Source organism: Streptomyces sp. NPDC005811 (assembly GCF_040630405.1).
Classification (GTDB): Bacteria; Actinomycetota; Actinomycetes; order Streptomycetales; family Streptomycetaceae; genus Streptomyces.
In genome coordinates, this window is record NZ_JBEXXK010000036.1 from 1 (window position 1) to 23,697 (window position 23,697).

General features: G+C 71.8%; 20 protein-coding genes and 1 pseudogene. 15 read left to right on the forward strand and 6 right to left on the reverse strand.

The features are described from left to right. Positions 1 to 295 precede the first annotated feature (295 nt). The 5 genes from ABZ490_RS32665 (at position 296) to ABZ490_RS32685 (ending at position 5,571) form a co-directional block, all read left to right on the forward strand. Positions 296 to 1,111 carry a heme ABC transporter ATP-binding protein gene (locus ABZ490_RS32665; protein WP_358998138.1) on the forward strand — a complete coding sequence of 272 codons (816 nt, stop codon included), beginning with the start codon at positions 296 to 298 and terminating at the stop codon, positions 1,109 to 1,111. A gap of 189 nt (positions 1,112 to 1,300) precedes the next feature. Continuing rightward, positions 1,301 to 2,440: an iron uptake system protein EfeO gene (efeO, locus tag ABZ490_RS32670; protein WP_358998141.1), complete on the forward strand. Its 1,140-nt coding sequence runs from the start codon at positions 1,301 to 1,303 to the stop codon at positions 2,438 to 2,440. A gap of 10 nt (positions 2,441 to 2,450) precedes the next feature. Continuing rightward, entirely contained in the window at positions 2,451 to 3,722 is a 1,272-nt protein-coding gene (gene efeB, locus ABZ490_RS32675; protein ID WP_358998144.1) for an iron uptake transporter deferrochelatase/peroxidase subunit, read from the forward strand. Between the two features lie 3 nt (positions 3,723 to 3,725). Continuing rightward, complete coding sequence (efeU, locus tag ABZ490_RS32680) at positions 3,726 to 4,610, forward strand: iron uptake transporter permease EfeU (protein WP_358998147.1); 885 nt, start codon at positions 3,726 to 3,728, stop codon at positions 4,608 to 4,610. Continuing rightward, positions 4,558 to 5,571, forward strand: a complete 1,014-nt coding sequence (locus ABZ490_RS32685) for a hypothetical protein (RefSeq protein ID WP_358998150.1) — start codon at positions 4,558 to 4,560, stop codon at positions 5,569 to 5,571. The genes efeU and ABZ490_RS32685 overlap by 53 nt, the downstream gene beginning before the upstream one ends. A gap of 20 nt (positions 5,572 to 5,591) precedes the next feature. Here the strand turns inward: ABZ490_RS32685 and ABZ490_RS32690 are convergent, their stop codons facing one another. The 3 genes from ABZ490_RS32690 to ABZ490_RS32700 all read right to left on the reverse strand — a co-directional run bounded on the left by ABZ490_RS32690 (position 5,592) and on the right by ABZ490_RS32700 (position 8,047). After that, positions 5,592 to 6,296, reverse strand: a complete 705-nt coding sequence (locus tag ABZ490_RS32690) for a bifunctional DNA primase/polymerase (protein WP_358998153.1) — start codon at positions 6,294 to 6,296, stop codon at positions 5,592 to 5,594. Positions 6,297 to 6,393: 97 nt separating this feature from the next. After that, on the reverse strand, positions 6,394 to 7,035 hold the full coding sequence (locus tag ABZ490_RS32695) for a TetR/AcrR family transcriptional regulator (protein WP_358998156.1): 642 nt from the start codon (positions 7,033 to 7,035) through the stop codon (positions 6,394 to 6,396). Positions 7,036 to 7,051: 16 nt separating this feature from the next. Beyond that, on the reverse strand, positions 7,052 to 8,047 hold the full coding sequence (locus tag ABZ490_RS32700) for a Gfo/Idh/MocA family oxidoreductase (protein ID WP_358998159.1): 996 nt from the start codon (positions 8,045 to 8,047) through the stop codon (positions 7,052 to 7,054). A gap of 98 nt (positions 8,048 to 8,145) precedes the next feature. Between ABZ490_RS32700 and ABZ490_RS32705 the strand changes: the two genes are divergently transcribed. From ABZ490_RS32705 to ABZ490_RS32715, 3 genes are all read left to right on the forward strand, one after another. Beyond that, positions 8,146 to 9,429, forward strand: a complete 1,284-nt coding sequence (locus ABZ490_RS32705) for a multidrug effflux MFS transporter (RefSeq protein ID WP_358998162.1) — start codon at positions 8,146 to 8,148, stop codon at positions 9,427 to 9,429. Then, positions 9,393 to 10,550 carry a serine hydrolase domain-containing protein gene (locus ABZ490_RS32710; RefSeq protein WP_358998165.1) on the forward strand — a complete coding sequence of 386 codons (1,158 nt, stop codon included), beginning with the start codon at positions 9,393 to 9,395 and terminating at the stop codon, positions 10,548 to 10,550. Before ABZ490_RS32705 ends, ABZ490_RS32710 begins: the two co-directional genes overlap by 37 nt. A gap of 74 nt (positions 10,551 to 10,624) precedes the next feature. Further along, positions 10,625 to 11,611, forward strand: coding sequence for a small ribosomal subunit Rsm22 family protein (locus ABZ490_RS32715; protein WP_358998168.1), 987 nt, complete (start codon positions 10,625 to 10,627; stop codon positions 11,609 to 11,611). A gap of 15 nt (positions 11,612 to 11,626) precedes the next feature. Here the strand turns inward: ABZ490_RS32715 and ABZ490_RS32720 are convergent. After that, positions 11,627 to 13,173 (reverse strand): annotated as a pseudogene (locus ABZ490_RS32720) (alkaline phosphatase D family protein). Between the two features lie 62 nt (positions 13,174 to 13,235). Here ABZ490_RS32720 and ABZ490_RS32725 point away from each other — a divergent pair. After that, positions 13,236 to 14,033, forward strand: a complete 798-nt coding sequence (locus ABZ490_RS32725) for an SDR family oxidoreductase (RefSeq protein ID WP_358998170.1) — start codon at positions 13,236 to 13,238, stop codon at positions 14,031 to 14,033. A gap of 286 nt (positions 14,034 to 14,319) precedes the next feature. Here the strand turns inward: ABZ490_RS32725 and ABZ490_RS32730 are convergent, their stop codons facing one another. Further along, a complete protein-coding gene (locus ABZ490_RS32730; protein ID WP_358998173.1) occupies positions 14,320 to 15,543 on the reverse strand; it encodes a serine hydrolase in 1,224 nt (407 codons plus the stop codon). 248 nt (positions 15,544 to 15,791) lie between these two features. Here ABZ490_RS32730 and ABZ490_RS32735 point away from each other — a divergent pair, with 248 nt between their 5' ends. Next, positions 15,792 to 17,267, forward strand: a complete 1,476-nt coding sequence (locus ABZ490_RS32735) for an ABC transporter permease (RefSeq protein ID WP_358998176.1) — start codon at positions 15,792 to 15,794, stop codon at positions 17,265 to 17,267. 129 nt (positions 17,268 to 17,396) lie between these two features. Further along, a complete protein-coding gene (locus tag ABZ490_RS32740) occupies positions 17,397 to 18,110 on the forward strand; it encodes an ABC transporter ATP-binding protein (protein ID WP_358998179.1) in 714 nt (237 codons plus the stop codon). A gap of 69 nt (positions 18,111 to 18,179) precedes the next feature. Here the strand turns inward: ABZ490_RS32740 and ABZ490_RS32745 are convergent, their stop codons facing one another. After that, entirely contained in the window at positions 18,180 to 18,506 is a 327-nt protein-coding gene (locus ABZ490_RS32745; RefSeq protein ID WP_358998182.1) for a nuclear transport factor 2 family protein, read from the reverse strand. A 149-nt stretch (positions 18,507 to 18,655) separates the two neighbouring features. Between ABZ490_RS32745 and ABZ490_RS32750 the strand changes: the two genes are divergently transcribed. The 4 genes from ABZ490_RS32750 to ABZ490_RS32765 are packed head-to-tail and all read left to right on the forward strand — an operon-like array spanning position 18,656 to position 23,502. Further along, entirely contained in the window at positions 18,656 to 19,219 is a 564-nt protein-coding gene (locus tag ABZ490_RS32750) for a DoxX family membrane protein (RefSeq protein ID WP_358998185.1), read from the forward strand. A gap of 42 nt (positions 19,220 to 19,261) precedes the next feature. Continuing rightward, positions 19,262 to 19,603, forward strand: coding sequence for a MazG-like family protein (locus tag ABZ490_RS32755; protein WP_358998188.1), 342 nt, complete (start codon positions 19,262 to 19,264; stop codon positions 19,601 to 19,603). 60 nt (positions 19,604 to 19,663) lie between these two features. Next, positions 19,664 to 21,463, forward strand: coding sequence for an HSP90 family protein (locus tag ABZ490_RS32760; RefSeq protein WP_358998191.1), 1,800 nt, complete (start codon positions 19,664 to 19,666; stop codon positions 21,461 to 21,463). Then, positions 21,460 to 23,502 (forward strand): hypothetical protein, encoded by a 2,043-nt coding sequence (locus ABZ490_RS32765; protein ID WP_358998194.1) that lies wholly within the window; start codon positions 21,460 to 21,462, stop codon positions 23,500 to 23,502. Before ABZ490_RS32760 ends, ABZ490_RS32765 begins: the two co-directional genes overlap by 4 nt. Positions 23,503 to 23,697 lie beyond the last annotated feature (195 nt).

Genomic DNA, 23,697 nt, shown 5'->3' on the forward strand with positions numbered 1-23,697 from the left:
TTCTCCCCTCCGCTCCGCCCCTCCGCTCCGCCCCTCACCCCCCTCCACCCCCACCGCTTCACCCCTCACCCCCCTCCGCTCCTCCCCACCCCCGCCCCTTCCTCGCCCCCCTCCACCCCGACCGCTCCCCTCCCCCTCCCCCCTTGCCTCCTCACCCCTTACTCACTCCCCCGCCCCTCTCCACCCCCGCACCCCACCCGGCCCCTCTCCCCGCCGCAACGGCGCTCAGCCGCCGGCTCGCAGCGCGGCGGTGCCGTACCCGCGTTCGTCCCCTCCCCTCCCCAAGGAGTTCCTCGTGAGTCTTCGTCGTCGGTTCAGCCCCCCTCCCGTCCTCGCCCCAGGGGCCGTTCTCGTCGAAGCCGTCGGGGTGGGGTTGCGGATCGGGGGGCGGGAGGTCCTTCGGGGGGTTGATGTGTCAGTGCGGGGTGGGGAGGTGTTGGCGTTGGTGGGGCCCAACGGGGCCGGGAAGTCCAGCCTGCTGACGGTGCTCGCCGGGGATGTCGCGGCCGCGCAGGGGGTCGTACATGTGCACGGGCGGCCCGTCGCCGAGTGGTCCGCGGGGGAACTCGCCCTGCGGCGGGCCGTGTTGCCCCAGGCCGCCGAGTTGTCGTTCCCGTTCGCCGTGGAGGAGGTCGTGCGGATGGGGCGGGCGCCGCACCACTCCTCGCCCGCCGAGGACGACGCGGCCGTCGCCGAGGCCATGGCCGTCACCGAGGTCACCGACTTCGCCGCGCGGCCGTTCTCGGCGTTGAGCGGCGGCGAGCGGGCCCGGGTCGCGCTCGCCCGGGTGCTGGCCCAGCGGGCACCCGTGCTGCTGCTCGACGAACCGACCGCCGCGCTGGACCTCCGGCATCAGGAACTGGTGCTGCGGGTGTGCCGGGAGCGGGCGAGGGACGGGGACGCCGTTGTCGTCGTCCTGCACGATCTGGGGCTCGCCGCCGCCTACGCGGACCGGGTCGTCGTCCTGCGCGCGGGCGGTGTCGCGGCCGACGGGACCCCGGCGGACGTCTTCGGCGAGCCGTTGCTCAGCGAGGTGTACGAGCACGCCGTCGAGGTGTTCCCGCACCCCCGTGGCGGTCCGCTCCTCGTCACCCCGAAGCGGAATCTTTGAATCTCCTTTGACCTTCCCTTGGGGTCCGTTTTGAGCCACCGTGATCGGCTCGTGCTCTTACAGCGTCTATGAGAGCTGAATCACGGCACAGGCGGGTATTACGCAGGTAAGCCTTGGATAAGTTAGGCGAGGCTCACCAATCCTTGTGAGTCCCGTCACGTGAATATTCAGCCATCGCCGGGAGCCCGAATGCGAGCCGCCAGACTGTCCGTCGTCACCGCCGTCGCCGCCGTGACCGCACTGACCGCCGTCACGGGCTGCACCCAGAAGAGCGATGCGAAGAACGGCGACCGCATCATCAACGTGACCGCCACCGACTCCAAGTGCGAGACCTCCAAGAAGGAGATCTCCGCCGGACACGTCGAGCTCGCCATCGAGAACAAGGGCTCCAAGGTCACCGAGGTGTACGTGCTGTTCCCCGACGACCGGGTCGTCACGGAGCGGGAGAACATCGGGCCCGGCACCAAGCAGCGCGTCACCGCCGAGGTGAAGGCCGGCGCCTACCAGATCGCCTGCAAGCCCGGCATGAAGGGCACCGGCATCCGGCAGGACCTCAAGGTCACCGGCGGCAGCGTGGCCAAGCGCAACCCCAAGCTCGACAAGGCCGTCGCCGACTACCGCGAGTACGCGCAGGAGCAGGCCGACGCCACCATCCCGCTCGTCGAGACCTTCGTGAAGGCGATCAAGGCCGGCGACCTCACCGCCGCGCAGAAGGCCTACGCGCCCTCCCGTCTCGGCTGGGAGCGGACCGAGCCGGTCGCCGAGTCCTTCGGGGACATCGACCCGCTGGTCGACACCCGCGCGGACGGCCTGGAGGACGGCCAGAAGTGGACCGGCTGGCACCGGCTGGAGAAGGCCCTCTGGGAGGACAAGAAGATCGGCGAGGAGGAGAAGAACCTCGCCGACCAGCTCGTCACCGACCTGAAGGACTGGCAGAACCGGGTCGGCAAGGCCGAGATCACCCCGACCTCCATGGCCAACGGCGCCAAGGAGCTGCTCGACGAGGTCGCCACCGGCAAGGTCACCGGCGAGGAGGACCGCTACTCGCACACCGACCTCGTCGACTTCAAGGCCAACGTCGAGGGCGCGCAGAAGGCGTACGAGCTGCTGAAGCCGGTCGCGCAGACCAACGACGCCGCCCTCACCACCGAGCTCGACAAGCAGTTCGCCGCGCTGAACACGCTGCTCGACAAGTACCGCACGGACAAGGCCTCGTACGACTTCGTCTCCTACGACAAGGTCACCGAGGCGCAGCGCAAGGAGCTCTCGGACGCGGTGAACTCGCTCGCCGAGCCCCTGTCCAAGCTCGCCGCGGCCGTGGTCAAGTAAGGGGACGGCGATGACCGAGATCACCGAGATCACTGAGACCAGGAACGACGACCCCCACCCCTCGCGGCGGTCGCTCATCGGATGGGGCGGGGCCGGGCTCGCGCTCGGGGCCGCCGTGGCCGGCGGCGCGGTGGCGGTGGCCCGCACCGGCGACGACATCGAGCCGACGGCCGCCGAGACCGGCGCCGCGGTCGCCTTCCACGGCGCGAACCAGGCCGGTATCGCCACACCCGTCCAGGACCGGCTGCACTTCGCCGCGTTCGACGTGGACACCACCGACCGCGCCGAGTTCGTCCAGATGCTGAAGGACTGGACGGCCGCCGCGCGCCGGATGACCTCCGGGAAGACGGTCGGCGACGGGGCGTACGGCGGACTCGCCGAGGCCCCGCCGGACGACACCGGTGAGGCCCTGGGCCTGAAGCCCTCGCGGCTCACGCTCACCCTCGGCTTCGGGCCGTCGCTGTTCGCGAAGTTCGGGCTGGACGACCAGCGGCCCGACGCGCTCGTCGATCTGCCCAAGTTCGCCGGGGACGCCCTCGACGCGAGCCGCTCCAACGGCGATCTGTGCGTCCAGGCCTGCGCCGACGACCCCCAGGTCGCCGTGCACGCCATCCGCAACCTGGCCCGCATCGGCATGGGCAAGGTGTCCATCCGCTGGTCGCAGCTCGGGTTCGGCAAGACCTCCTCCACCACCCCGGACGCGCAGACCCCGCGCAACCTGATGGGCTTCAAGGACGGCACCCGCAACATCGCGGGCACCGAGACCGACCGGCTGAAGAAGTTCGTGTGGGTCGACGAGAAGGACGGCCCGGAGTGGATGGTGGGCGGCTCCTATGTCGTCGCCCGGCGGATCCGGATGCACATCGAGACCTGGGACCGCACCTCGCTCCAGGAGCAGGAGGACGTGTTCGGGCGGGACAAGGGCGAGGGCGCGCCCGTCGGCAAGGCCAAGGAGCGGGACGAGCCGTTCCTGAAGGCGATGAAGCCCGACGCGCACGTACGGCTCGCGCACCCCGACTCCAACCACGGGTCGACGATCCTGCGCCGCGGCTACTCCTTCACCGACGGCACCGACGGTCTGGGCCGTCTGGAGGCGGGCCTGTTCTTCCTGGCCTACATGCGCGACGTGAGCAACGGGTTCATCCGCATCCAGCGCAATCTCGCGACCGACGCGCTCAACGAGTACATCCAGCACGTGGGTTCGGCCGTCTTCGCCGTGCCGCCGGGCGTCCGGGACAAGGACGACTGGTGGGGCCGGACGCTGTTCCCCGAGGAGGCCTGAGCCGTGTTCTCCAACTATCTGATCGGACTGAGGGAGGGCCTGGAGGCCTCGCTCGTCGTCTGCATCCTCATCGCCTACCTGGTGAAGACCGACCGCCGGGACGCGCTGAAGCCGGTGTGGACCGGTATCGCGATCGCCGTCCTCATCGCGATGGGCTTCGGCTGTGTCCTCGAATTCGGCTCGCAGGAGCTGACGTTCGAGGCGCAGGAGGCGCTCGGCGGCTCGCTGTCGGTGCTCGCGGTCGGCCTGGTGACCTGGATGGTCTTCTGGATGCGGCGCACCGCCCGGCATCTGAAGTCCGAACTGCACGGCAAGCTGGACGCCGCCCTCGCGATGGGCACGGGCGCGCTGGTGGCGACCGCGTTCCTCGCGGTGGGCCGGGAGGGCCTGGAGACCGCCCTGTTCGTGTGGGCGTCGGTGCACGCGGCCGGTGACGGCACCCCGCGCCCGCTGATCGGGGTGGCCCTCGGTCTCGCGACCGCCGTGTTCCTGGGCTGGCTGTTCTACCGCGGGGCGCTGCGGATCAACCTGGCGAAGTTCTTCACCTGGACGGGTGGCATGCTCGTCGTCGTGGCCGCGGGCGTGCTGGCGTACGGCTTCCACGACCTCCAGGAGGCCGACTGGCTGCCGGGGCTGAACAGCCTCGCCTTCGACATCAGCGGCACGATCCCGCCGGACAGCTGGTACGGAACGCTGCTGAAGGGCGTGTTCAACTTCCAGCCCGATCCGACCGTCCTCCAGGTCACGGTGTGGCTGCTGTACCTGGTCCCCACGCTCGCGCTGTTCCTCTCCCCGGTAGGGTTCGCCTCCGGGAAGGGGAAGGTGAAGGCTCCTGATGACGCACCTGACGACCGGGGATCGCGGCAGTCGAAGGCTCCGCAGGCTTGAGCGGAACGCGCTGTGGGCGGCCTGCGCGACGGCGTTGTCGTTGACGGCGAGCGGTTGTGTGGTCGTCCACGGGGAGCGGGTGGTGCTCCCCTCGGCGACGCAGGCGGAGGCCGCGAAGGCGCTCGATCAGTTCACGGCCGCGTACAACAAGGCGGACCAGGCGTACGACGGTTCGCTGGACGCCGAGTACACGACCGGTGCCCTCGGGGCCATCGACGGGGCGCGGTTGAAGGCCGGGAAGGTCAACAACCCGGGCGGCAACCCGCAGCACACCCCGCTGACGCTGACGGACGCGACGTACACGATCCCCAAGAAGGCGGGCTGGCCGCGCTGGTTCGTCGCCGACGCCAAGGCCAACAAGGGCGGTGACGCCCGCTGGGTGCTGGTGTTCACCCGGGGCGACCTCTCCGAGCCGTGGCAGGCGGCGTATCTGACGCTGGTGGCGCAGGGCGCGCTGCCGGAGTTCAGCAAGGACAAGGACGGCTGGGCCGAGGCGGTACCGGCGGACTCGGCCGAACTGACGCGGGCGCCGCAGGACTTGAGCAAGGACTACACCGCCTACCTCAAGGACGGCGGGGGCGTGTTCGCGGACGGCGCGTACACCAGCACCCTGCGCACCACGCGGGCGAAGAACGCCGAGAAGCCGGGGCTGGTGCAGCAGTACATCGACGAGCCGCTGTCCGGCGGGGAGTTCGCCCCTCTGGCGCTGCGGACGGCGGACGGCGGGGCGCTGGTGTTCTTCTCCTCGCACCACTATGTCAAGCAGACGGCCGCGACGGGGGCGTCCGTGCCGGCGCCGAACGTGAGTGTGAAGGCGCTGACCACCGGGGAGATCAAGCAGTCGCTGACGATGGAGTTCGTGGCGAACGAGATCGCGCTCGATCCGGTGAAGGGGTCCGGGGACGGGAAGGTGTCGTTGCTGAGCCGGCTGGAGGGACTGACCGGAGCGAAGGGCGAGTAGAACCCCGGGAACGCGGACCTCTAGAGGCCGAAGGCCTCGACATGGCGGGCGCAGGCGTCCGTCAGGGTCTCCAGGAGGCTCAGGGGGTCCGGGAGGGGATGTTCCGGGCCCCTTACCCAGTACACCGAGCGGTGGTCGTCGCCCGGGAGGCGGGCCGGGGGGATCAGGACGTAGGAGCCACGGCAGTGCCAGCGCAGGCCGGGGTGTTCGTCCATCGTCTCGGGGTGGCAGTCCAGCTCGCAGGGCCACCACTCGTCCTCGTCCTCGGGGGTGCCCCGGGTGAGGGTGAAGAAGAGGAGGCGGCCGTCGTCGCTCTCGGCGACCGGGCCGACCTCGACGCCCGCGCCGAGGAGCCGGTCGAGGGCCTCGCGGCCGGCCTCCAGGGGGACGTCGAGGACGTCGTGGGTCATGCCGGTCGCGGTGATGAAGTTGGCCTGCGGCTGGTGCCGGGCCCACCGCTCGATCTGGGCCCGGTCGGTGGTCGACTGGGTCTGCCAGGCGAAGGACACCGGGTGCCGGGCCGGGGTGGGACAGCCCACGCGGTCGCAGGAGCAGCGGTAGTCGGCGGCGGGGTGCGCGGCGGGCGCGAGGGGCAGTCCGGCCCCGGCGGCGGCGAGCAGCAGGGCCTCGCGGCCGTCGTCGGCGGCCTGGCTCGGGCCGCTTCCGCGCAGCCACCGGGTGAGTCTGCCCCGCAGGCCGCTCAGGCCGGCGAACTCCGCGCTCATCTATCGCCTCGCCTCGCTGGTGATGCGGACAGCATGCCTTATGGTCCCATCATCCTGCGCATCGGGGGTCCCGTACCCCCAAACGGGGCAAAGCCCGTCAGCGGGGTGCGAGTCCGTACAGGGCGTAGTCGACGAGGGTGTCCGTGTAGTCGTACGAGATCGGGCCCGTGTGCTGGAGCCAGCGCTGGGCGAGCGGGGAGACGAAGAGTTCGAGGGCGATGCGCGGGTCGATCCCGGGGCGGACCTGGCCGGCGCGCTGGGCGGCGCGCAGGCGGTCGACGTAGAGCTGGAGCTGGGGTTCGAGGAGCCGGGTGACGAACTCGCGGCCGAGCGGTTCGTTGACCAGGCCCTCGGCGGAGAGGGCGCGGGCGGGGGCCTCGAAGCGGGGGTCGAGGAGTTCGTCGACGGTGGCGCGCAGGACGGCCTTGAGGTCGGCGGCGAGGTCCCCGGTGTCGGGGAGGGTGTACGGCGCGTGGCCGGCGGCCTCGGCGGCCTGCTCGCCGAGGTCGAGGAACGCCTCCAGCAGGACGTCGGCCTTCGACCCCCACCAGCGGTAGATGGTCTGCTTGCCGACGCCCGCGCGGGCGGCGATCCCCTCGATCGTGGTCTTCGGATAGCCCGCCTCGGCGACGAGCGAGAGGGCCGCCTCGTAGATGGCGCGGCGGGACCTCTCGCTGCGGCGGCTGGTGTCGGGGGCCGGTCGGGCGGGCTGAGCGGGCTTGGCGGGCTGGGTGACCATGGGTCGACGGTACGGCCTACTCGTGGGGGTAGCGCACGCCGATCCGTTCCCGTACGGCGTCCAGGGTGCGCATCACGGCGAGGGTGCCGTCGAGCGGGGCGAGCGGGGACTCGGTCTCGCCGGCCCTGAGGGCGCGCATGACCTCGCGGGCCTCGTGGCGGAAGGAGTTGCGGGGGCCGTCGGCCGGGTCGGTGAGGAATTCCTCCGGGTCGCGGCCGGCGCGGTGCAGGACCAGCCGGTCGGGGTGGAAGAACCCGGAGGGGATGTCGATGCGGCCGCGGGAGCCGGTGACGGAGGCGGTGGTGCCGGTGCCGCCGGTGACCGAGCAGTGCAGGGCGGCGAGCGCGCCGGAGTCCCAGGACAGGGCGAGGGCGGTCTGGAGGTCGACGCCCTCGGCGGAGAGGACGGCCTGCGCGGAGATGCCGTCGGGTTCGCCGAGCAGGAGGTGGGCGAAGGAGACGGGGTAGACGCCGAGGTCGAGGAGGGCGCCGCCGCCCTGGGCGGGGTCGCGCAGCCGGTGCGAGGGCGGGAAGGGGCCTTCGAGGCCGAAGTCGGCCTGGACGGTGCGGACCTCGCCGATCGCGCCGTCGTCGACGAGGGCCTTGAGGCGCCGGATCAGCGGGTTGCAGTACATCCACATGGCTTCCATGAGGAAGCGGCCGTGGTCGCGGGCCAGGGCGACGAGTTCCCGGGCCTCGCGCACGTTGAGGGTGAAGGGCTTCTCGCACAGCACGGCCCGGCCGGCCTTCAGGCAGAGGCCGGCGGCGGCGCGGTGGGCGGCGTGCGGGGTGGCGACGTAGACGACATCGATGTCCGTGTCCTCGGCGAGCGCGCCCCAGTCGCCGTAGGCCTTGGGGATGCCGAAGCGTTCGGCGAAGGCCTGTGCGGAGGCCTCGGTGCGGGAGCCGACCGCGACGACCTCCGCGTCGGGCAGGTCGACCAGGTCGGCCGTGAACGCGGCGGCTATGCCGCCGGTCGCCAGGATTCCCCATCGCACCGTGTCCGTCGTCATACCCCGTCCCGTCCTCGCGCCGTACCAGCAGTGGTTCCGAGCTGAGAGCATAGGTGGCGAGGACATGGCGGGGACAGGGAAGAGGGAGGGGCGGCGGTATGCCGGAGGGCGGGGCGATACCTCGGGCGGGCGAGCGAGCGGAGACGACGGCGGTCGCGCCGCCGTCGGCCGGCCCGCGCCGGACCGGTCTGCTCGTCACCCTGGTCCTGGGCGGTCTGACGGCCACTCCCCCGCTGTCGATGGACATGTACCTCCCGGCGCTGCCGGAGGTCACCCGTGGTCTGCACGCGCCCGCCGCGACCGTCCAGCTCACGCTGACCGCCTGTCTGGCGGGCATGGCGCTGGGGCAGCTGGTGGTCGGGCCGATGAGCGACCGGTGGGGGCGCAGACGCCCGCTGCTCGCGGGTCTCGCGGTGTACGTCGTCGCGACCGTGCTGTGCGCGCTCGCGCCGACCGTGGAACTGCTGATCGCGTTCCGGCTGGCGCAGGGTCTCGCGGGCGCGGCGGGGATCGTGATCGCGCGGGCCGTGGTGCGCGATCTGTACGACGGTGTGGCGATGGCCCGCTTCTTCTCCACCCTGATGCTGATCTCGGGGGTGGCGCCGGTGGTGGCGCCGCTGATCGGGGCGCAGATCCTGCGGGTGACGGACTGGCGGGGTGTGTTCGCGCTGCTCACGGTGGTGGGGCTGGCGCTGGCGGCGCTGGTGTGGGCCCGGCTGCCGGAGACCCTGGAGCCCGCCGGACGGCACGCGGGCGGGGTGGGCGAGGCCCTGCGGTCGATGCGCGGGCTGCTGGCCGACGCGTCCTTCACCGGCTACATGCTCACCGGCGGCTTCGCCTTCGCCGCGCTGTTCGCGTACATCTCGGCGTCCCCGTTCGTCGTCCAGGAGATCTACGGAGCCTCCCCGCAGACGTTCGGTCTGCTGTTCGGGGTGAACTCGGTGGGGCTGGTGCTGGTCGGGCAGATCAACGGCAAGGTGCTGGTGGGCCGGGTCCGGCTGGACCGGGTGCTGGCCGTGGGGCTGACGGTGGTGACGCTGGCGGCGGCCGCGCTGCTGCTGATGGCGTCGGGCGTGTTCGGCGCGGTGGGTCTGGCGCCGGTGGCGGCGGCCCTGTTCGTGCTCATGTCGGCGATGGGGGTGACGCTGCCCAACGCGCAGACGCTCGCCCTGATGCGGGTCCGGCACTCCGCCGGGTCCGCCTCCGCGCTGCTGGGCACCTCCTCCTTCCTCATCGGCGCGATCGCCTCCCCGCTGGTCGGGATCGCCGGGGAGCGCACCGCCGTCCCGATGGCCGTCGTCCAGCTGGCGGCCGCGCTGGTGGCGCTGGCCTGTTTCATGGGACTGTGCCGTCCCTGGAGACAGACCGTGGAGGAGAGCTGAGCGCACCGAGACTGCGCGTCGACACCCCGGAACGGGCCGGGCTCGACCCGGAGGAGATGCGCCTCCTCGTGCACGACGTCAGGAACCTGACCACCGGTGACCGGCCCTGGGCCGCGGGCGCCGTGGTGGTGGCGGGCCGCGGCCCGGTGATCGCCGTCGAGGAGGCCGCGGGCTGGGCGGTGCGGTACGCGTCGTACGACCCGCAGGCCGGCGCCGGGGTGGAGCTGCCGCCCGGGGAACGGGTCCCGATGACCGTGGACACCCCGTTCGACCTGGCCTCCCTGACCAAGCTGTACACCGCGGTGGCGGCGGTGCAGCAGATCGAGCGGGGCACCCTGGGCATCGACGCCCGGGTCGGCGCCTATCTGCCCGACTTCCGCGGGGTCGCCGCGCACGGCGTCACGGTCCGCCGGCTCCTCACCCACACCTCGGGCCTGCGCCCCGAGCTGCCGCTGTACGACTGCGCGGACGCCGCGGAGCGGCTGGAGCTCCTGCGGGCGGAGACGCCGGCCGGGGAGCCCGGCACGTACGTCTACTCCGACCTGAACATGCTCCTGCTCCAGCAGCTCCTGGAACGCCTCACGGGCCGGACGCTCGACGTCCTGGTGCACGAGGGGATCACCCGGCCGCTGGGCATGACCGCGACCCGTTTCGGCCCGTGCCCGGGCGCGGCGGCCACCGAGGACCAGCGGCGGCCGTGGGCGAAGGCGGACCGGGGGATGCTGCGGGGCGAGGTGCACGACGAGAACGCGTGGGCGCTGGGCGGGGTGGCCGGGCACGCGGGCCTGTTCTCCACCGGCCGCGATCTGGCCGTGTTCTGCCGCACCCTGCTCGCGGGCGGTTCCTACGGCCCCGCGCGGATCCTCGGCCCGGACTTCGTGGAGCTGCTGCTGGCCCCGCCGGGGCTGGGCTTCGAGGTGGACCGGCCGTGGTTCATGGGCGAGCTGTCCGGCGGGGGCGCCGCGGGCCACACCGGCTTCACGGGCACGTCGCTGGTCCTGGACCCGGCCACGGACTCCTTCGTCGTGCTGCTGGCGAACACGGTGCATCCGGTGCGGGCGACCCCGGACAGCGGGCCGCGGGCGCGGGCGGCGACGCGGATGGCGCGGGCGGTGCGGTGAACCCGCCGACCGCGGTGCACCCGCCGGCCGCGACCGCGGTGAACCGGCCGGCCGCGACCTGAGAAAATCGGCGGGTGAACGTCTCCGTCTCCGCCGCCGAAACCCTCCGTAGCGCCCTCGGGGAACTCCTCGACGGTCTGCCGCCCCGGCAGGCCGCCCAGGCCGTCGAGCGGCTCATCGCCAACTACCGGGGGGCCACCCCCACCGACGCGCCGATCCTGCGGGACCGGGCGGACGTGGCCGCCTATGCCGCGTACCGGATGCCGGCGACCTTCGAGGCGGTGTGCTCGGCGCTGGAGGCGTTCGCGGACGCGGTGCCGGAGTGGACGCCGGGCAGCCACACGGACGTGGGCGGCGGGACGGGGGCGGCGACCTGGGCGGTGAGCGCGGTCTGGGAGGGGACGCGCCCGGTGACCGTGCTCGACTGGGCGGAACCCGCGCTGGCCCTGGGCCGGGAGATCGCCGCCGCGCACCCGGCGCTCGCCGGCGTCCACTGGCGGCGCGCCCGCATCGGGTCGGCCCTGGCGCTGGACCCGGCCGACCTCGTGACGGTCTCGTACGTCCTCAACGAGCTGGCCGCCCCGGACCGCGCCGCGCTGGTGGACGCCGCCGCCGCTGCCGCGCAGGCCGTGGTGATCGTGGAGCCGGGCACGCCCGACGGGTACGCCCGGGTGATCGAGGCCCGTGACCGGCTGATCGGCGCCGGTTTCCGGATCGCCGCGCCCTGCCCGCACAGCGCCGGCTGCCCGATCGTGCCCGGCACGGACTGGTGCCACTTCTCGGCGCGGGTCAGCCGCTCCTCCCTGCACCGGCAGGTCAAGGGCGGCTCCCTGCCGTACGAGGACGAGAAGTTCTCGTACGTCGCCGCCGCGCGCTTCCCGGTCTCGCCCGCGCCCTCCCGGGTGGTGCGCAGGCCGCAGATCCGCAAGGGGCAGGTGCTCCTCGATCTGTGCGAGACCGAGGAGCGGCTGACCCGGACGACGGTGACGAAGAAGCACGGCGAGCTGTACCGGGCGGCCCGGGACGCGGACTGGGGCGACACCTGGCCGCCCCGGCCCTGAGCGGCCGGACGGGCTTCAGGCGGGCTTGAGGCCCTGGTCGCCGATCTCGGTGACGAAGGACGCGGCCGTGCTGATCGGGGCGCCCTGGGTGGTGACGTACGGGACGGTCCTGAAGTCGGCGCGGGCGAGGTCGCGGCCGAGGGTGACCGTCGCGTAGCCGCGCAGCCCGTTGTAGAACTTCAGGTGGGGGTTGGCGGTCATGAAGGTGGGCCAGTTGGACGGCTGCGCGGAGCCGTTGCCGCCGCTGGAGACGGACGTGGTGACGATCTCGGTGCCCAGGGTGCGGGAGGCGGGGTCGGCGAAGTCGCGCTTGATGTCGAAGCCGTAGTGCACGTGCACGTCCCCGGTGAGGACCATCATCTTCTCCACCCCGGCGGCCTCGGCGCCCGCGAGGATCCGCTCGCGGGAGGCCGGGTAGCCGTCCCAGGAGTCCATGGAGACCCGGGAGGGTACGGCCGTGGAGTTGTACCGCCGCGAGAAGGTGACCTGCTGCGGGACCACGTTCCACAGGGCCCGTGAGCGCCGCCAGCCGTCGATCAGCCACTGCTCCTGGGCGTCACCGGTGAGGGTGCGGGCCGGGTCCCTCGGAGTCGGGCCGGGGAACTGCCAGCCGTCGCCGTAGGCCTGGTCGGAGCGGTACTGGCGGGTGTCGAGGACGTCGAACTGGGCGAGCCGGCCCCAGTGGAGCCGGCGGTACAGCCGGACGTCGGGGCCGGCGGGGTCGTTGTTCTCCGAGACCGCTCCCGCGTAGTTGTTCTCGGTCTCGTGGTCGTCCCAGGTGACGACGAACGGGTGGGCGGCGTGCGCGGCGAGCAGGTCGGGGTCGGACTTGTAGAGGGCGTACTTCAGGCGGTAGTCGTCCAGGGTCACCATCTCGTGTCCGTAGACGGCGGGTACGGTCCCGGCGGGGTGGGCGCGGGCGCCTCCGACGCCGCTGACGGCGTACTCGTACAGATAGTCGCCGAGGTGGAACACGACGTCGACGTCGTCCTCGGCGAGGTGCCGGTAGGCGGTGTAGTAGCCCTGGTCGTAGCGCTGGCAGGAGACGATGCCGAGGGTGAGGGCGGAGGACCTGGCGCCGCGGGCGGGGGCGGTGCGGGTGCGGCCGGTGCGGCTGATCCAGGTGCCGGCCTTGAAGCGGTAGTAGAAGGTGCGGTCCTCGTCGAGGTGGTCGACCTGGACGTGGACGCTGTGTCCGAACTCCGGGTGGGCGAGGGCCGTACCGTGTCTGACGGTCCGGTGGAAGTTCTCGTCGCGGGCCAGTTCCCAGTGGACGGGGACGCGTGCGGCGGGCAGTCCGCCGTCGGGCTGGTACGGGGCGGGGGCGAGGCGGGTCCACAGCAGCACGGAGCCCGGTGGGGGTCCCCCCGCTCGAGCGAAGCCGAGAGTGGGGGAGGGTCGTCGGTGAGCTGCGCGGGGTCGAGTTCGGCGGCGGCCGCGGTGCCGGCGGCGGGCAGGTTCACGGCGAAGGCGAGGGCGGCTGCCGCGCCGGTGACGGTGAGGAAGCGGCGGCGGGCGATACGGCGGGCGGCCTCGCGGAGTTCGGGGGTGTGCTGGGACACGGCGGACGAGGGAGTTCCGCATGGCGGACGCCGACTTTCGGCCTGCCGTACGCTGCGGCCCCATGGACGCCAAGGAGAGTACGGAGAGCGCGGAGAGCACGGAGAGCACGGAGACCGCCGGGATCGCGATCGTCACCGGCGCCGGTTCCGGCATCGGGCGGGCGGTCGCCGTGGAACTGCTGCGGGCGGGCTGGGCGGTGGGGCTCGCGGGGCGGCGCGCGGAAGCCCTGGAGGGGACGGCGGCGCTGGTGCCGGGGGCCGCGAGTCTCGTCGTACGGACGGACGTCTCGGATCCCGAGGAGGTGGCCGCCCTGTTCGCCGCCGTGCGGGAGCGGTTCGGGCGGCTGGATCTGCTGTTCAACAACGCGGGGACGTTCGGGCCGGGCGGCGTGCCGTTCGAGGACCTGCCGTACGACGCCTGGCGGCATGTCGTCGACACCAACCTCAACGGGGCGTTCCTGTGCGCCCAGGCGGCGTTCCGGCAGATGAAGGAGCAGGAGCCGCGAGGCGGACGGATCATCAACAACGGCTCGATCTCGGCGCACTCACCGCGCCCGCTGTCGGCGCCGTACACCGCGACCAAGCACGCGCTGACCGGGCTGACCAAGTCCCTGTCCCTGGACGGGCGGGCGTACGGCATCGCCGTCGGACAGATCGACATCGGCAACGCGGCGACCGAGATGACGGCCCGGATGGAGACGGGCGCGCTCCAGGCCAACGGCGAGATCGCGCCGGAACCCGTGATGGATGTGACGGACGTGGCGCGCACGGTGCGGCACATGGCGGAGCTGCCGCTGGGGGCGAACGTGCAGTTCGCGACGGTACTGGCGACGGCGATGCCGTACGTGGGGAGGGGGTGAGGGGCCCACGGGCCGTCAACTCCCTCACCCATACAAGCGGAATTTGGCCATCCGGGCCATTGCGGCCGGTAGCGGACCTATGCTCAACTCATCTCCACGAGAACTTCACACTTTCCGCACGGGAACGCCTCGCCGATTTGGCCGACTGAGCCGATTGGGCTGATCGGGCCGATTTGACTGATTGAGCCACACCGAGGGGGGAAGGGCAGCCGCTCCACTGCACCGGGTGGGGGTGGGCCTCGCTGGGACCGCGAGGTTTGCTCCGGTGGGGTGGAGCGGCTGCCACTTATTTTTCGGCCGGGTCGGGTTCGTGGTCGGGGGTGCTGTCGTCTGCGGACTGCGGGTTCGTCGTGGTGTCTCGCGCAGTTCCCCGCGCCCCTTCGGGGTGTTGGTCTGCCCGGAGTTTTCTTCGCACCGCGTACGCGCCCGCCGCCAGGAGGGTCAGGGCTCCCGCCGTTCCCAGTGCGGCCCAGCCCGTGCCCGAGCCGTCGCCCGTCGCGGTGGCTTTCGAACCCCCGTGCGGGGACTTGGCGGCCGGTGAGGCGGTGGCGCCGCCCTCGCTCAGCGGCTCCACCAGCTGCCCCACCGGCGTGGCCGAACTCCCCCTCCCGAAGCCCCAGTCCAGGAGGGCCGCCGTCTCCTCGTAGACCGCGTTGTGGCCGCTCTCGGGATGGAGCACGGTGACCAGCAGAGTCCGGCCGTCGCGGGTGGCGGCGCCGGTGAAGGTGTTGCCGGCGTGGGTGGTGTAGCCGTTCTTGACGCCGATCATGCCCGGGTACGGGGTGACGCCGTACGTTCCCGAGAGGAGGCGGTCGGTGTTCTCGATGCGGAAGGTCTTGCGGCCCCCGGCGGGGAAGTCGGCGGCCTTGGTGGCGCAGTAGGCGCGGAAGTCGGCGTCGCGCAGGCCGTGCCGGGCGAAGAGGGTGAGGTCGTAGGCGGAGGAGAGCTGGCCGGTGTGGTCGTAGCCGTCGCAGGAGACGACGTGGGTGTCCAGCGCCTGGAGGTCCGCGGCCCGCGCCTGCATCTCGGCGACCGTCCGGGCGACCCCGCCGTTCATGAGGGAGAGGATGTGCACGGCGTCGTTGCCGGAGCGCAGGAAGACGCCCTGCCAGAGCTGCTCGACGGTGTAGGTGAGGCCGGGCTTGAGGCCGACGAGGCTGGAGCCGGCGGGGATGTCGGCGAGGTCGGCGTCGGTGACGGTGTAGCGCTCGGTGCGCTCGAACTTGTCCAGAACCGTGTCCGCGAACAGCATCTTCAGCGTCGAGGCGGGCGCCAGCCGGGTGTGCGCGCGGTAGGCGGCCAGCACCTCGCCGGTGTCGTGGTCGGCGACCAGCCAGGCGCGGGCGGTGAGCTTCTTCGGCAGGCCGGCGGGGACGGCCGTCTGGACGCCGTCACGGGCGAGCCGGGCACCGCCGATCACCGTGCCCGTCGCGGCGGCCGCGGGAGCGGCGAGAGCCAGGGGCGCGAGCGCGGTGAAGGACAGCAGCGAGCGGCGGGAGAATGCGTGCACGGCGGGACCGTACAAGGGGATCCTGTGGGCGGCAAAACACCGTGAGCGTCGGCCAGCCAACCCCTTCCACCTGGGAAAACCCCCTCCACAGCTTAGGAATGAGCTGTCTGATGCAATTCTGATCCAGGCCTGCGGAATCGGTCCTCATTCTCAGTCCTTACACATCTTTTACTCAGTTCGGCTCAAAGGTTCCTCCCTAGTTTTTGGGTCGCGTCCACAGCGGGCGCCAAGAACCTTCGAGGAACGGGATGTTTGGCATCTATCTCAAGCGCGAGCTGGGCCGGCGCAAGAAGGCGGCCCTGGTCATCGCTCTGGGTCTGGCGCTCGGTATCGCGCTGGTCATCACCGTCAACTCGGTGTCGGCCGGTATGACGCAGGCGCAGGACAAGGTCCTGCAATCGCTGTACGGCCTCGGCACCGACATGACGGTGACCAAGGCCCGTACGGCGCCCACCAGCAACAGCTCCGGTCAGCCCAGATTCGAGTTCGACGCCAAGTCGAACGACGACGACACCGAGCAGAGCTCGGACCGGGTGATGACGCAGGGCGGTCAGGCCCTGAAGTCCGCGCTGGTGACGAAGGTCGCCGCCCAGAAGGGCGTGGCGGACGCGGTCGGCGCGATCACCCTGAACGTCACCAAGGTCGACGGCTCCTTCACCCAGGGCAAGGCGCAGTCCTCCACCAGCGGCAGCAGCAGCAACCAGGGCGGTCCCGGCGGCGGTCAGGGCGGCGGCTCCTCCACCGCGGCCCCGCAGGTCCAGGGCGGCGGCGCCTCCTTCGACGTGAACTCCTACTCCGTGGCCGGCGTGGACGTCACCAACCAGGACCTCGGCCCGCTGGCCGGCTCGAAGATCACCACGGGCACGACCTTCACCTCCGCGCAGACCAACGCGAAGGTCGCGGTCGTCAGCAAGTCGTACGCCAAGGAGAACAAGTACAAGGTCGGCAAGACCCTGAAGATCTCCGGCACCAAGTACAAGATCATCGGCATCGCGACGCCCGACAGCAGCGATTCCACCACCGATGTCTACCTGCCGCTGAAGCAGGCGCAGACCCTCGCCGACGCCAAGAACCAGGTCACCACGATCTACGTCAAGGCGACCGACTCCAAGCAGATCGACACCGTCAAGGCGACGATCCAGAAGAACATCTCCGGTACGACGGTGACGACCTCCGCCGACCTCGCCGAGACGGTCTCCGGCTCCCTCTCCACCGCCTCGAACCTCGCGACCAGCGTCGGCAAGTGGCTGTCGATCGCGGTGCTCGCCGCCGCCTTCCTGGTGGCCGCGCTGCTCACCTCCTCGGCCGTGTCCCGCCGCGTGCGTGAGTTCGGCACCCTGAAGGCCCTCGGCTGGCCGAGCCGCCGGGTGACCCGGCAGGTCGTCGGCGAGTCCATCGTCAACGGTCTCCTCGGCGGTGCCCTCGGCATCGGCCTCGGCCTGGCGGCCGCGTACACGGTGACCGCGATCAGCCCGAAGCTGACGGCCGAGCTGGGCAGCACCGGCGGCGGTGGCGGCGGCATGGGCGGTGGCCCCGGCGGTGGCGGTCCCGGCCAGCAGTCCGCCTCCAACACCATGGAGATCGCCCTGTCGGCCCCCGTCTCCGCGACCACCATCGCCCTCGCGGTGGGCCTGGCGGTGGCCGGCGGTCTGATCGCCGGCGCGATGGGCGGCTGGCGCGCCTCCCGGATGCGCCCTGCGGACGCGCTGCGCAGCGTGTCGTAACACCCCCTCTGCTGGGGCGCCGCCTCCGACTCCCCCCGGGTGCGCGGCGCCCCGCCCCTCTTCTTCTTTCTTCTTCTCTACGCGGCTATGCGGCTATGCGGCTACGCGGCCAAGGACCTGGAGCACCCCATGTACAGACTGACCGGCGTCACCAAGCGCTACTCGCGCGGCAAGGAGACGGTGGAGGCCCTGCGCGGCATCGACCTGACGATCGAGGACGGCGACCAGCTGGTCATCCAGGGCCCGACGGGCGGCGGCAAGTCCACCCTGCTGCAGATGATCGGCGGCCTGGACCGCCCGACCGAGGGCAGCGTGGAACTGGACGGCGTCGACCTGGCCCGCATCAGCGAGGCGAAGCTGACGCGGCTGCGGGCCGAGAAGATCGGCATCATCTTCCAGTCCTTCAACCTCATCCCGACGCTGACCGCGCAGGAGAACGTCGAGACGGCGCTGGTCCCGCTGGGCGTGAAGCCGGCCGAGCGCCGCGAGCGCGCGGCGGAGGCCCTGCGCTCGGTGGGCCTGGGCGAGCGCCTGGGCCACGCCCCCTCGGAGCTCTCCGGCGGCCAGCAGCAGCGCGTCGCGATCGCCCGCGCGCTGGTGAAGAAGCCGAAGGTCCTCCTCGCCGACGAACCCACCGGCAACCTCGACGAGGGCACCCGCGACGACATCATGGCCCTGCTGGAGGGCCTGTGGCACGAGTACGGCCTGACCTTCATCATGGTCACCCACGACTCGTCCATCGCCCGCCGCGCACCGCGCCTGGCCACGATCAAGGCGGGGCAGATCACGCTGACCGAGCAGCACGCGCAGAACGCGTACGTGCCGGCGCAGCAGGGCTACTGAGCCCCGGGAACCACCGCCTGCCCGAGGGGCCGCTCGCCGCTTGTCCGGCGAGCGGCCCCTTCCCCGTTGTCACGCCTGCCCGGTCTCGAACCGCGCGATGTGCCCGTCACCGGTGACGTCGAAGTGCCAGCGGGTACGCATCTCGCCCCAGGTGTCATTGCGGTAGTTCACGACGAGGTCCTGGCCGTGGTTGGACTCGTTGACCACGTCCATGTGGCCGCGGGAGGAGAAGATCTCCCGGTCGATCCACTGCGCGATGTCACGGTCGGAACCGTCGTCGGCCATGGTCGCGTCGGGCGCAAGGATGCTGAGGAAGGCCTCCTGGTCACCGTCGTTGACGGCACTGACGAAGGCCCGGACGGCAGGGTCGGTGAGTTTGCCGGTCTTGATCGTCATAAGGGCAGCGTCACACCGCGCCTCGGGCCCCGCCACCCGAACGGCGCGCAGGAGGGGCCGGGTGGGGTGGGGAGATGCGACGGTGGATGCGGAAACCGGAAACCGGGGGGGTTGCCGCTGCTGTCTGCTCAGGGAGTGAGTGAGTCCCCATGACCTTCTGCAACCGCCGTGACGTGGGCCTGCTGCTGCTACGGCTGGGCACGGGCGGCGTACTGGCCGCGCACGGAGCACAGAAACTGTTCGGCTGGTTCGGCGGCCACGGCCTGGAGGGCACGGGCCAGTTCATGGAGTCGGTCGGCTACAGGCCCGGCAAGGCCAGCGCGACGGCGGCGGGCCTGGCGGAGGCGGGCGGAGGCACCCTCCTCGCCCTGGGCCTGGCCACCCCGGCGGCGGGCGCGGCGGCGGCCGGCGGCATGGCGGGCGCGGCGGCCGTTCACGCCCCGAACGGCTTCTTCAACATGGACGGCGGCTACGAGTACGCGGCCACCCTGGGCCTGGCCGCCACGGGCCTCGCGATCACGGGCCCCGGCCGCCTCTCCCTGGACCACGCCCTGGGCCACGTCTTCGACCGGGGCTGGATGGTCCCGACGGCCCTGGCGGCGACGGGCGTACTGACGGCGGTGGTGGTGGGCACGCGCAACCGCCGGGTCCGACGACGGGAGGAGGGGGAGCAGGCGGCGTTGTTCGAGGAGGGGGAGTTGTTGCTGGGGTGAGACGCGATTCAGCGGCTCGACTCCCCATGCCAAGCTGCCCTCATGACTGACGCCCCCTCCCCCACGTCTGATGACATCTGGCCCACGATCGACGCCCTCTGGACCTGGCTGAACACCAACCGCGCCCACGACGGCCAGGAGGGCCTCCTCCTCCGCATGCTGAAACTCTCGGAGGAGGTGGGCGAGGTCGCGGAGGCGGTGATCGGGGCGATGGGCCAGAACCCGCGGAAGGGCGTCAGCCACAGCTGGGAGGACGTGCAGGGGGAGCTGTGCGATGTGGTGATCACTGCGCTCGTCGCCCTGCGGACACTGACACCGGAGCCGCAGCGGGTGTTCGGGGAGCATTTGGCGGGGGTGGCGGAGAGGTCGCTGGGCAAGGGATAAACGTTCTGCGCTGTCAGTGCCCGCGTCTAAGGTGCTCTCAGTCCAGAACGGGGAGAGAGCGTGAACCAGACCTTCCGCGTCGATCTGCGCGGGATCGTCGACCTGCTGAGCCACCACCTCTACACCAGCCCGCAGGTCTATGCGCGCGAACTGCTGCAGAACGCGGTGGACGCGATCACGGCTGGGCACGGTCCTGACGCGACGGTCCGGGGAGTCGGGCTGATAGCCATCGAGTCGGCCGATGCGACCGGCGACGGGTCTCTGACCATCAGCGACAACGGCGTCGGCCTCGCGGAGGCCCAGGTCCATGAGCTGCTGGCCACCATCGGGCGCAGCTCCAAGCGGGACGAACTCGGCTTCGCCCGGCACGAGTTCCTGGGTCAGTTCGGCATCGGTCTGCTGTCCTGCTTCATGGTCTCGGACTCCATCGAGGTGACCACGCGACGCGCCGGCGAGCCCACCGTGCTGTGGCACGGCCGCTCCGACGGCAGCTACAGCGTGCGCCCGGCCCCAGCCGAGGAGCACCGCGCCGAAGCCGGTACGACGGTCACCCTGCGACCCCGCCCGGGCTGTGAACATCTCCTGACCCGGGAGGCCGTCACCGAGCTGGCCACCCACTACGGCGCCCATCTGCCGCACACGGTCACCGTCGACGGTACGCCGATCACCGGCGGCCCCGCGCCCTGGGAACTCGTCGAGGGCGAGGACGCGGCCCGGCGCCGTACCCGTCTGGCGGCTTACTGCGAGCAGGTGTTCGGCTTCACACCGTTCGACACGGTGGACCTGACCGCGGCCGAGGCGGGCCTGCGCGGCGTCGCGTTCGTCCTGCCGATGCCCGCCAACCCGGCGGTCCCCGCCAAGCACCGGGTCTATCTCAAGCAGATGCTGCTGGCGGAGGGCGCCGAACGGTTGCTGCCCGAGTGGGCGTTCTTCGTGCGCTGTGTGGCGGACACGGCGGAACTGCGGCCCACGGCGAGCAGGGAGGCTCTCTACGAGGACTCGCTCCTCGAGAGCACCCGGGACGCGCTCGGCGCGGGACTGCGCGCTTGGCTGGTCCGGCTCAGCCGACAGGACCCGGCCCGGCTCCGGGAGTTCCTGCGCGTCCACCATCTGGGCGTGAAGGCGCTGGCCCTGCACGACGACGAGATGCTCCGGCTGGTCACGGAGTACTGGCCGATGGAGACCAACGTCGGCCCGCTGACCCTCGCCGAGTTCCGGGACCGTTACGGGCTGGTGCGGTTCACTCCGCTGGTGGACGAGTTCCGCCAGCTCGCTCCCGTCGCCGCCGCCCAGGGTCTAGCCGTCGTCAACGCCGGTTATGTGTACGACGCCGAGATCATCGACCGGCTGCTGACGGTGGACGGCCGGCTGGAGGCCGAGAAGCTGCGCGCGGCCGACCTGACCACGCATCTGGAGCGGCTGACCGCGGCCGAGGAGCAGGCGATCGCCCCAGCGCTCGCGGCATCGGAGCAGATCCTGGAGAAGCTGGGCTGCAACCTCCTCGTCCGGTCCTTCGAGCCGTCCGGGCTGCCGGCGCTCTTTCTGCTGGACGACGACACGGCGTTCCAGGTGGACCTGAAGGAGGCGGGCGAAGAGGTGGACGACCTGTGGGCGTCGATCCTCGGCACCTTCCGGACCGAGGAGGAGCCCCGCCCCCGCCTCGTCCTCAATCATCGCAACGCCCTGGCCCGCCAAGTGCTGGCGCTGGAGGACCCCGAGCTGCGGGCGACCTGCCTGGAGGGCCTCTACGTCCAGGCGCTGCTGCTGGGGCATCATCCGCTCCGCCCGGCGGACACCGCCGTACTCAATCAGTCGTTCCTCGGCCTCATCGGTCGCGCGGTGGCCGGAGGTGCCCGATGAGCCGTACGGAAGCCGAAGTCCGCAAGCTCTACCAGGACACCTTCCGCATGCCGCGCGGCGCGGCGCAGTTCGCGGCGCTGGAGGAGGTGATGCGGCACGCGGACGCCCTCGGCCTGGTGGAGTTCGGCTTCGACGTACGGATGCGGGCAACCTCGGAGTTCCAGCACAGCTGGGTCCCCGCCAAGGCGTTCCTGTCCTACTCGTGGTGTCTTGCGGCTTACGACCGCGAACCCGAACGCTTCGGTCCGCGAGCCGAACGCCGGCTCCTGTGGGGCATCAAGTGGATGATCTACAGCGTCCACCAATTCCCGGAGATACCGCTCCAGCGCGCCCACGACCTGCTGGACGACATGGAGCGCCGCTACCGGCGCGGCGGCCACAGCGTGCACGCCGTGCTCCAGCACCGCGGCCTGATCGCCGAGAGCGTGGGCGAACTGGACCAGGCCCAGGACTACTACGAGCGGATGTCCCGCACCCGGCGCGACTCCCTCTCGGACTGCTCCGGCTGCGTCCCGAGCAGCCAGGTGCGCACGCTCGTCGCGCTGGGTCGGGACGCGGAGGCGATCCTCGTCGGCGAGCCGGCCCGCACCTCGTCCTGCACCGAGCAGCCTCAGTGGATCAACTCCGAGCTGTTGCTGCCGTATGTCCGCACCGGCCAGGGCGAGAAGGCGGTCGAGGCGCACCGCACGGCGTACCGCCGGATCCGCGACAACCCGCACCACCTCGCCGAACTCGCGCTCCATCTGCTGTTCTGCGTCCACACCGGCAACACGAGCCGCGGCCTGGACCTGATCGAGCGCCACCTCACCTGGCTGGACCGGGCGCGGACCCCGCTCGCGGAGGCCGAGTTCGCGGCAGCCGCAGCCGCCGTACTGACCGTGGCGGAGCGCTCGGGTGAGGGCGAACTGCTGCTGCGTTTCCCGGCGGTGGACGGCAGCCGCCGCCCGGACACCACGGTCACCGCCCTCGCCGACGAACTCCGCCGGCGCGCGCTGGACATCGCGGCCCGCTTCGACACACGTAACGGCAACGACTATCAGAGCGGGCGCCTGCGCCGCTGGATGGCGGCCGAGCCCCTGGGTGAATCCGTCTCACTCTCCCTCTCCTCGCCACAGTCGGGCCCGCCCGGCGGCGCAGAGGTGCGTGACCTCGTCGAGCAGGTGGCCGCCAGAACCGCAGCGGGTGACCAGAAGGGCGCCGCCGTCGCCCGCCTCGCCGCCGCGAACGCGCTGCTGGAGGCCAAGCGCCCCGCGGAGGCGGTGGAAGCGGCGGAACAGGCGATCCGTGAGCTGGAACGGCTCTGCATGACCGAGGACGCCGCCCGCTGCCGCCTGCTCCTGGCCCGTGCTTACCACCATGACGGCGACCGGGGCGGCGCCGTTCGCCGACTGTGTGAGCTGCTGGACGAGGGGCCCGGGGAGGTTCCCGGCCTGCCTGCCCGCCCGGAACTGGAAGTGATGCTGGGCGGCTGGCTGCCTCACGGCCCGGAGTCGTCGCGCCGTTACGCGGCCGCGGCTCGGGGCTTCGCCGTGTCCGGCCGAACGGCGGACCGCCTGTCCGCCTTGCGGAAGGCCCTGTCGCGCGGCCCTGCCGCCGAGGCGCTGCCCGGGCTGCTCGCGGAGACGGACCGGGCTCTGTCGGAACCGGGGTCCGCGACCGCACCGACGGAGGCGAGGGCAGGCCTGCTGTACGCCTACGCCCGCGCCCTGCACGACGAGGGCCGGGAAGCGGAAGCCGCGACGCAGCTGTCGACCGCCCGCGCCGTCGCCGCGTCCCCTGAACTCCTCGGCGCCGTCCTGACCGCCCTGACGGGCGTCCATCTTCGTCTGGGCGCCCTCGGCCCGGCGGAGGAGACCGCCCGTGCGGCCCTCACCATGACAGCGGACTGCGACCCCTGGGACGACAGCCGCTGGAACGCCGCCCTGGCACTGATCCACACCCTGCGCGCCGTCGGCGCCCACGAGGAGGCGGATCGGCTGATGACCGAGCACGAGGTAGACGCGGAGGATCTGGAGGGATGGGACGGCTGGGACCTGTGACGGACGGCGGGCCAGGTGGGACGCGGCGGCTGCGTCCCATGCCGTGGCGAGGCAGCGTCCGACGGACTTGCCGGGGCCCTCGAACGGGAGGGGTATGTGTACGTAAACTCAGTCAAGCGATACGTCATGGCGTCGCTCATGCACAAGCGAGCTGGTTTCCGTACCAGTCGGCAAGCTCAGGTTCCGGAGGAGATC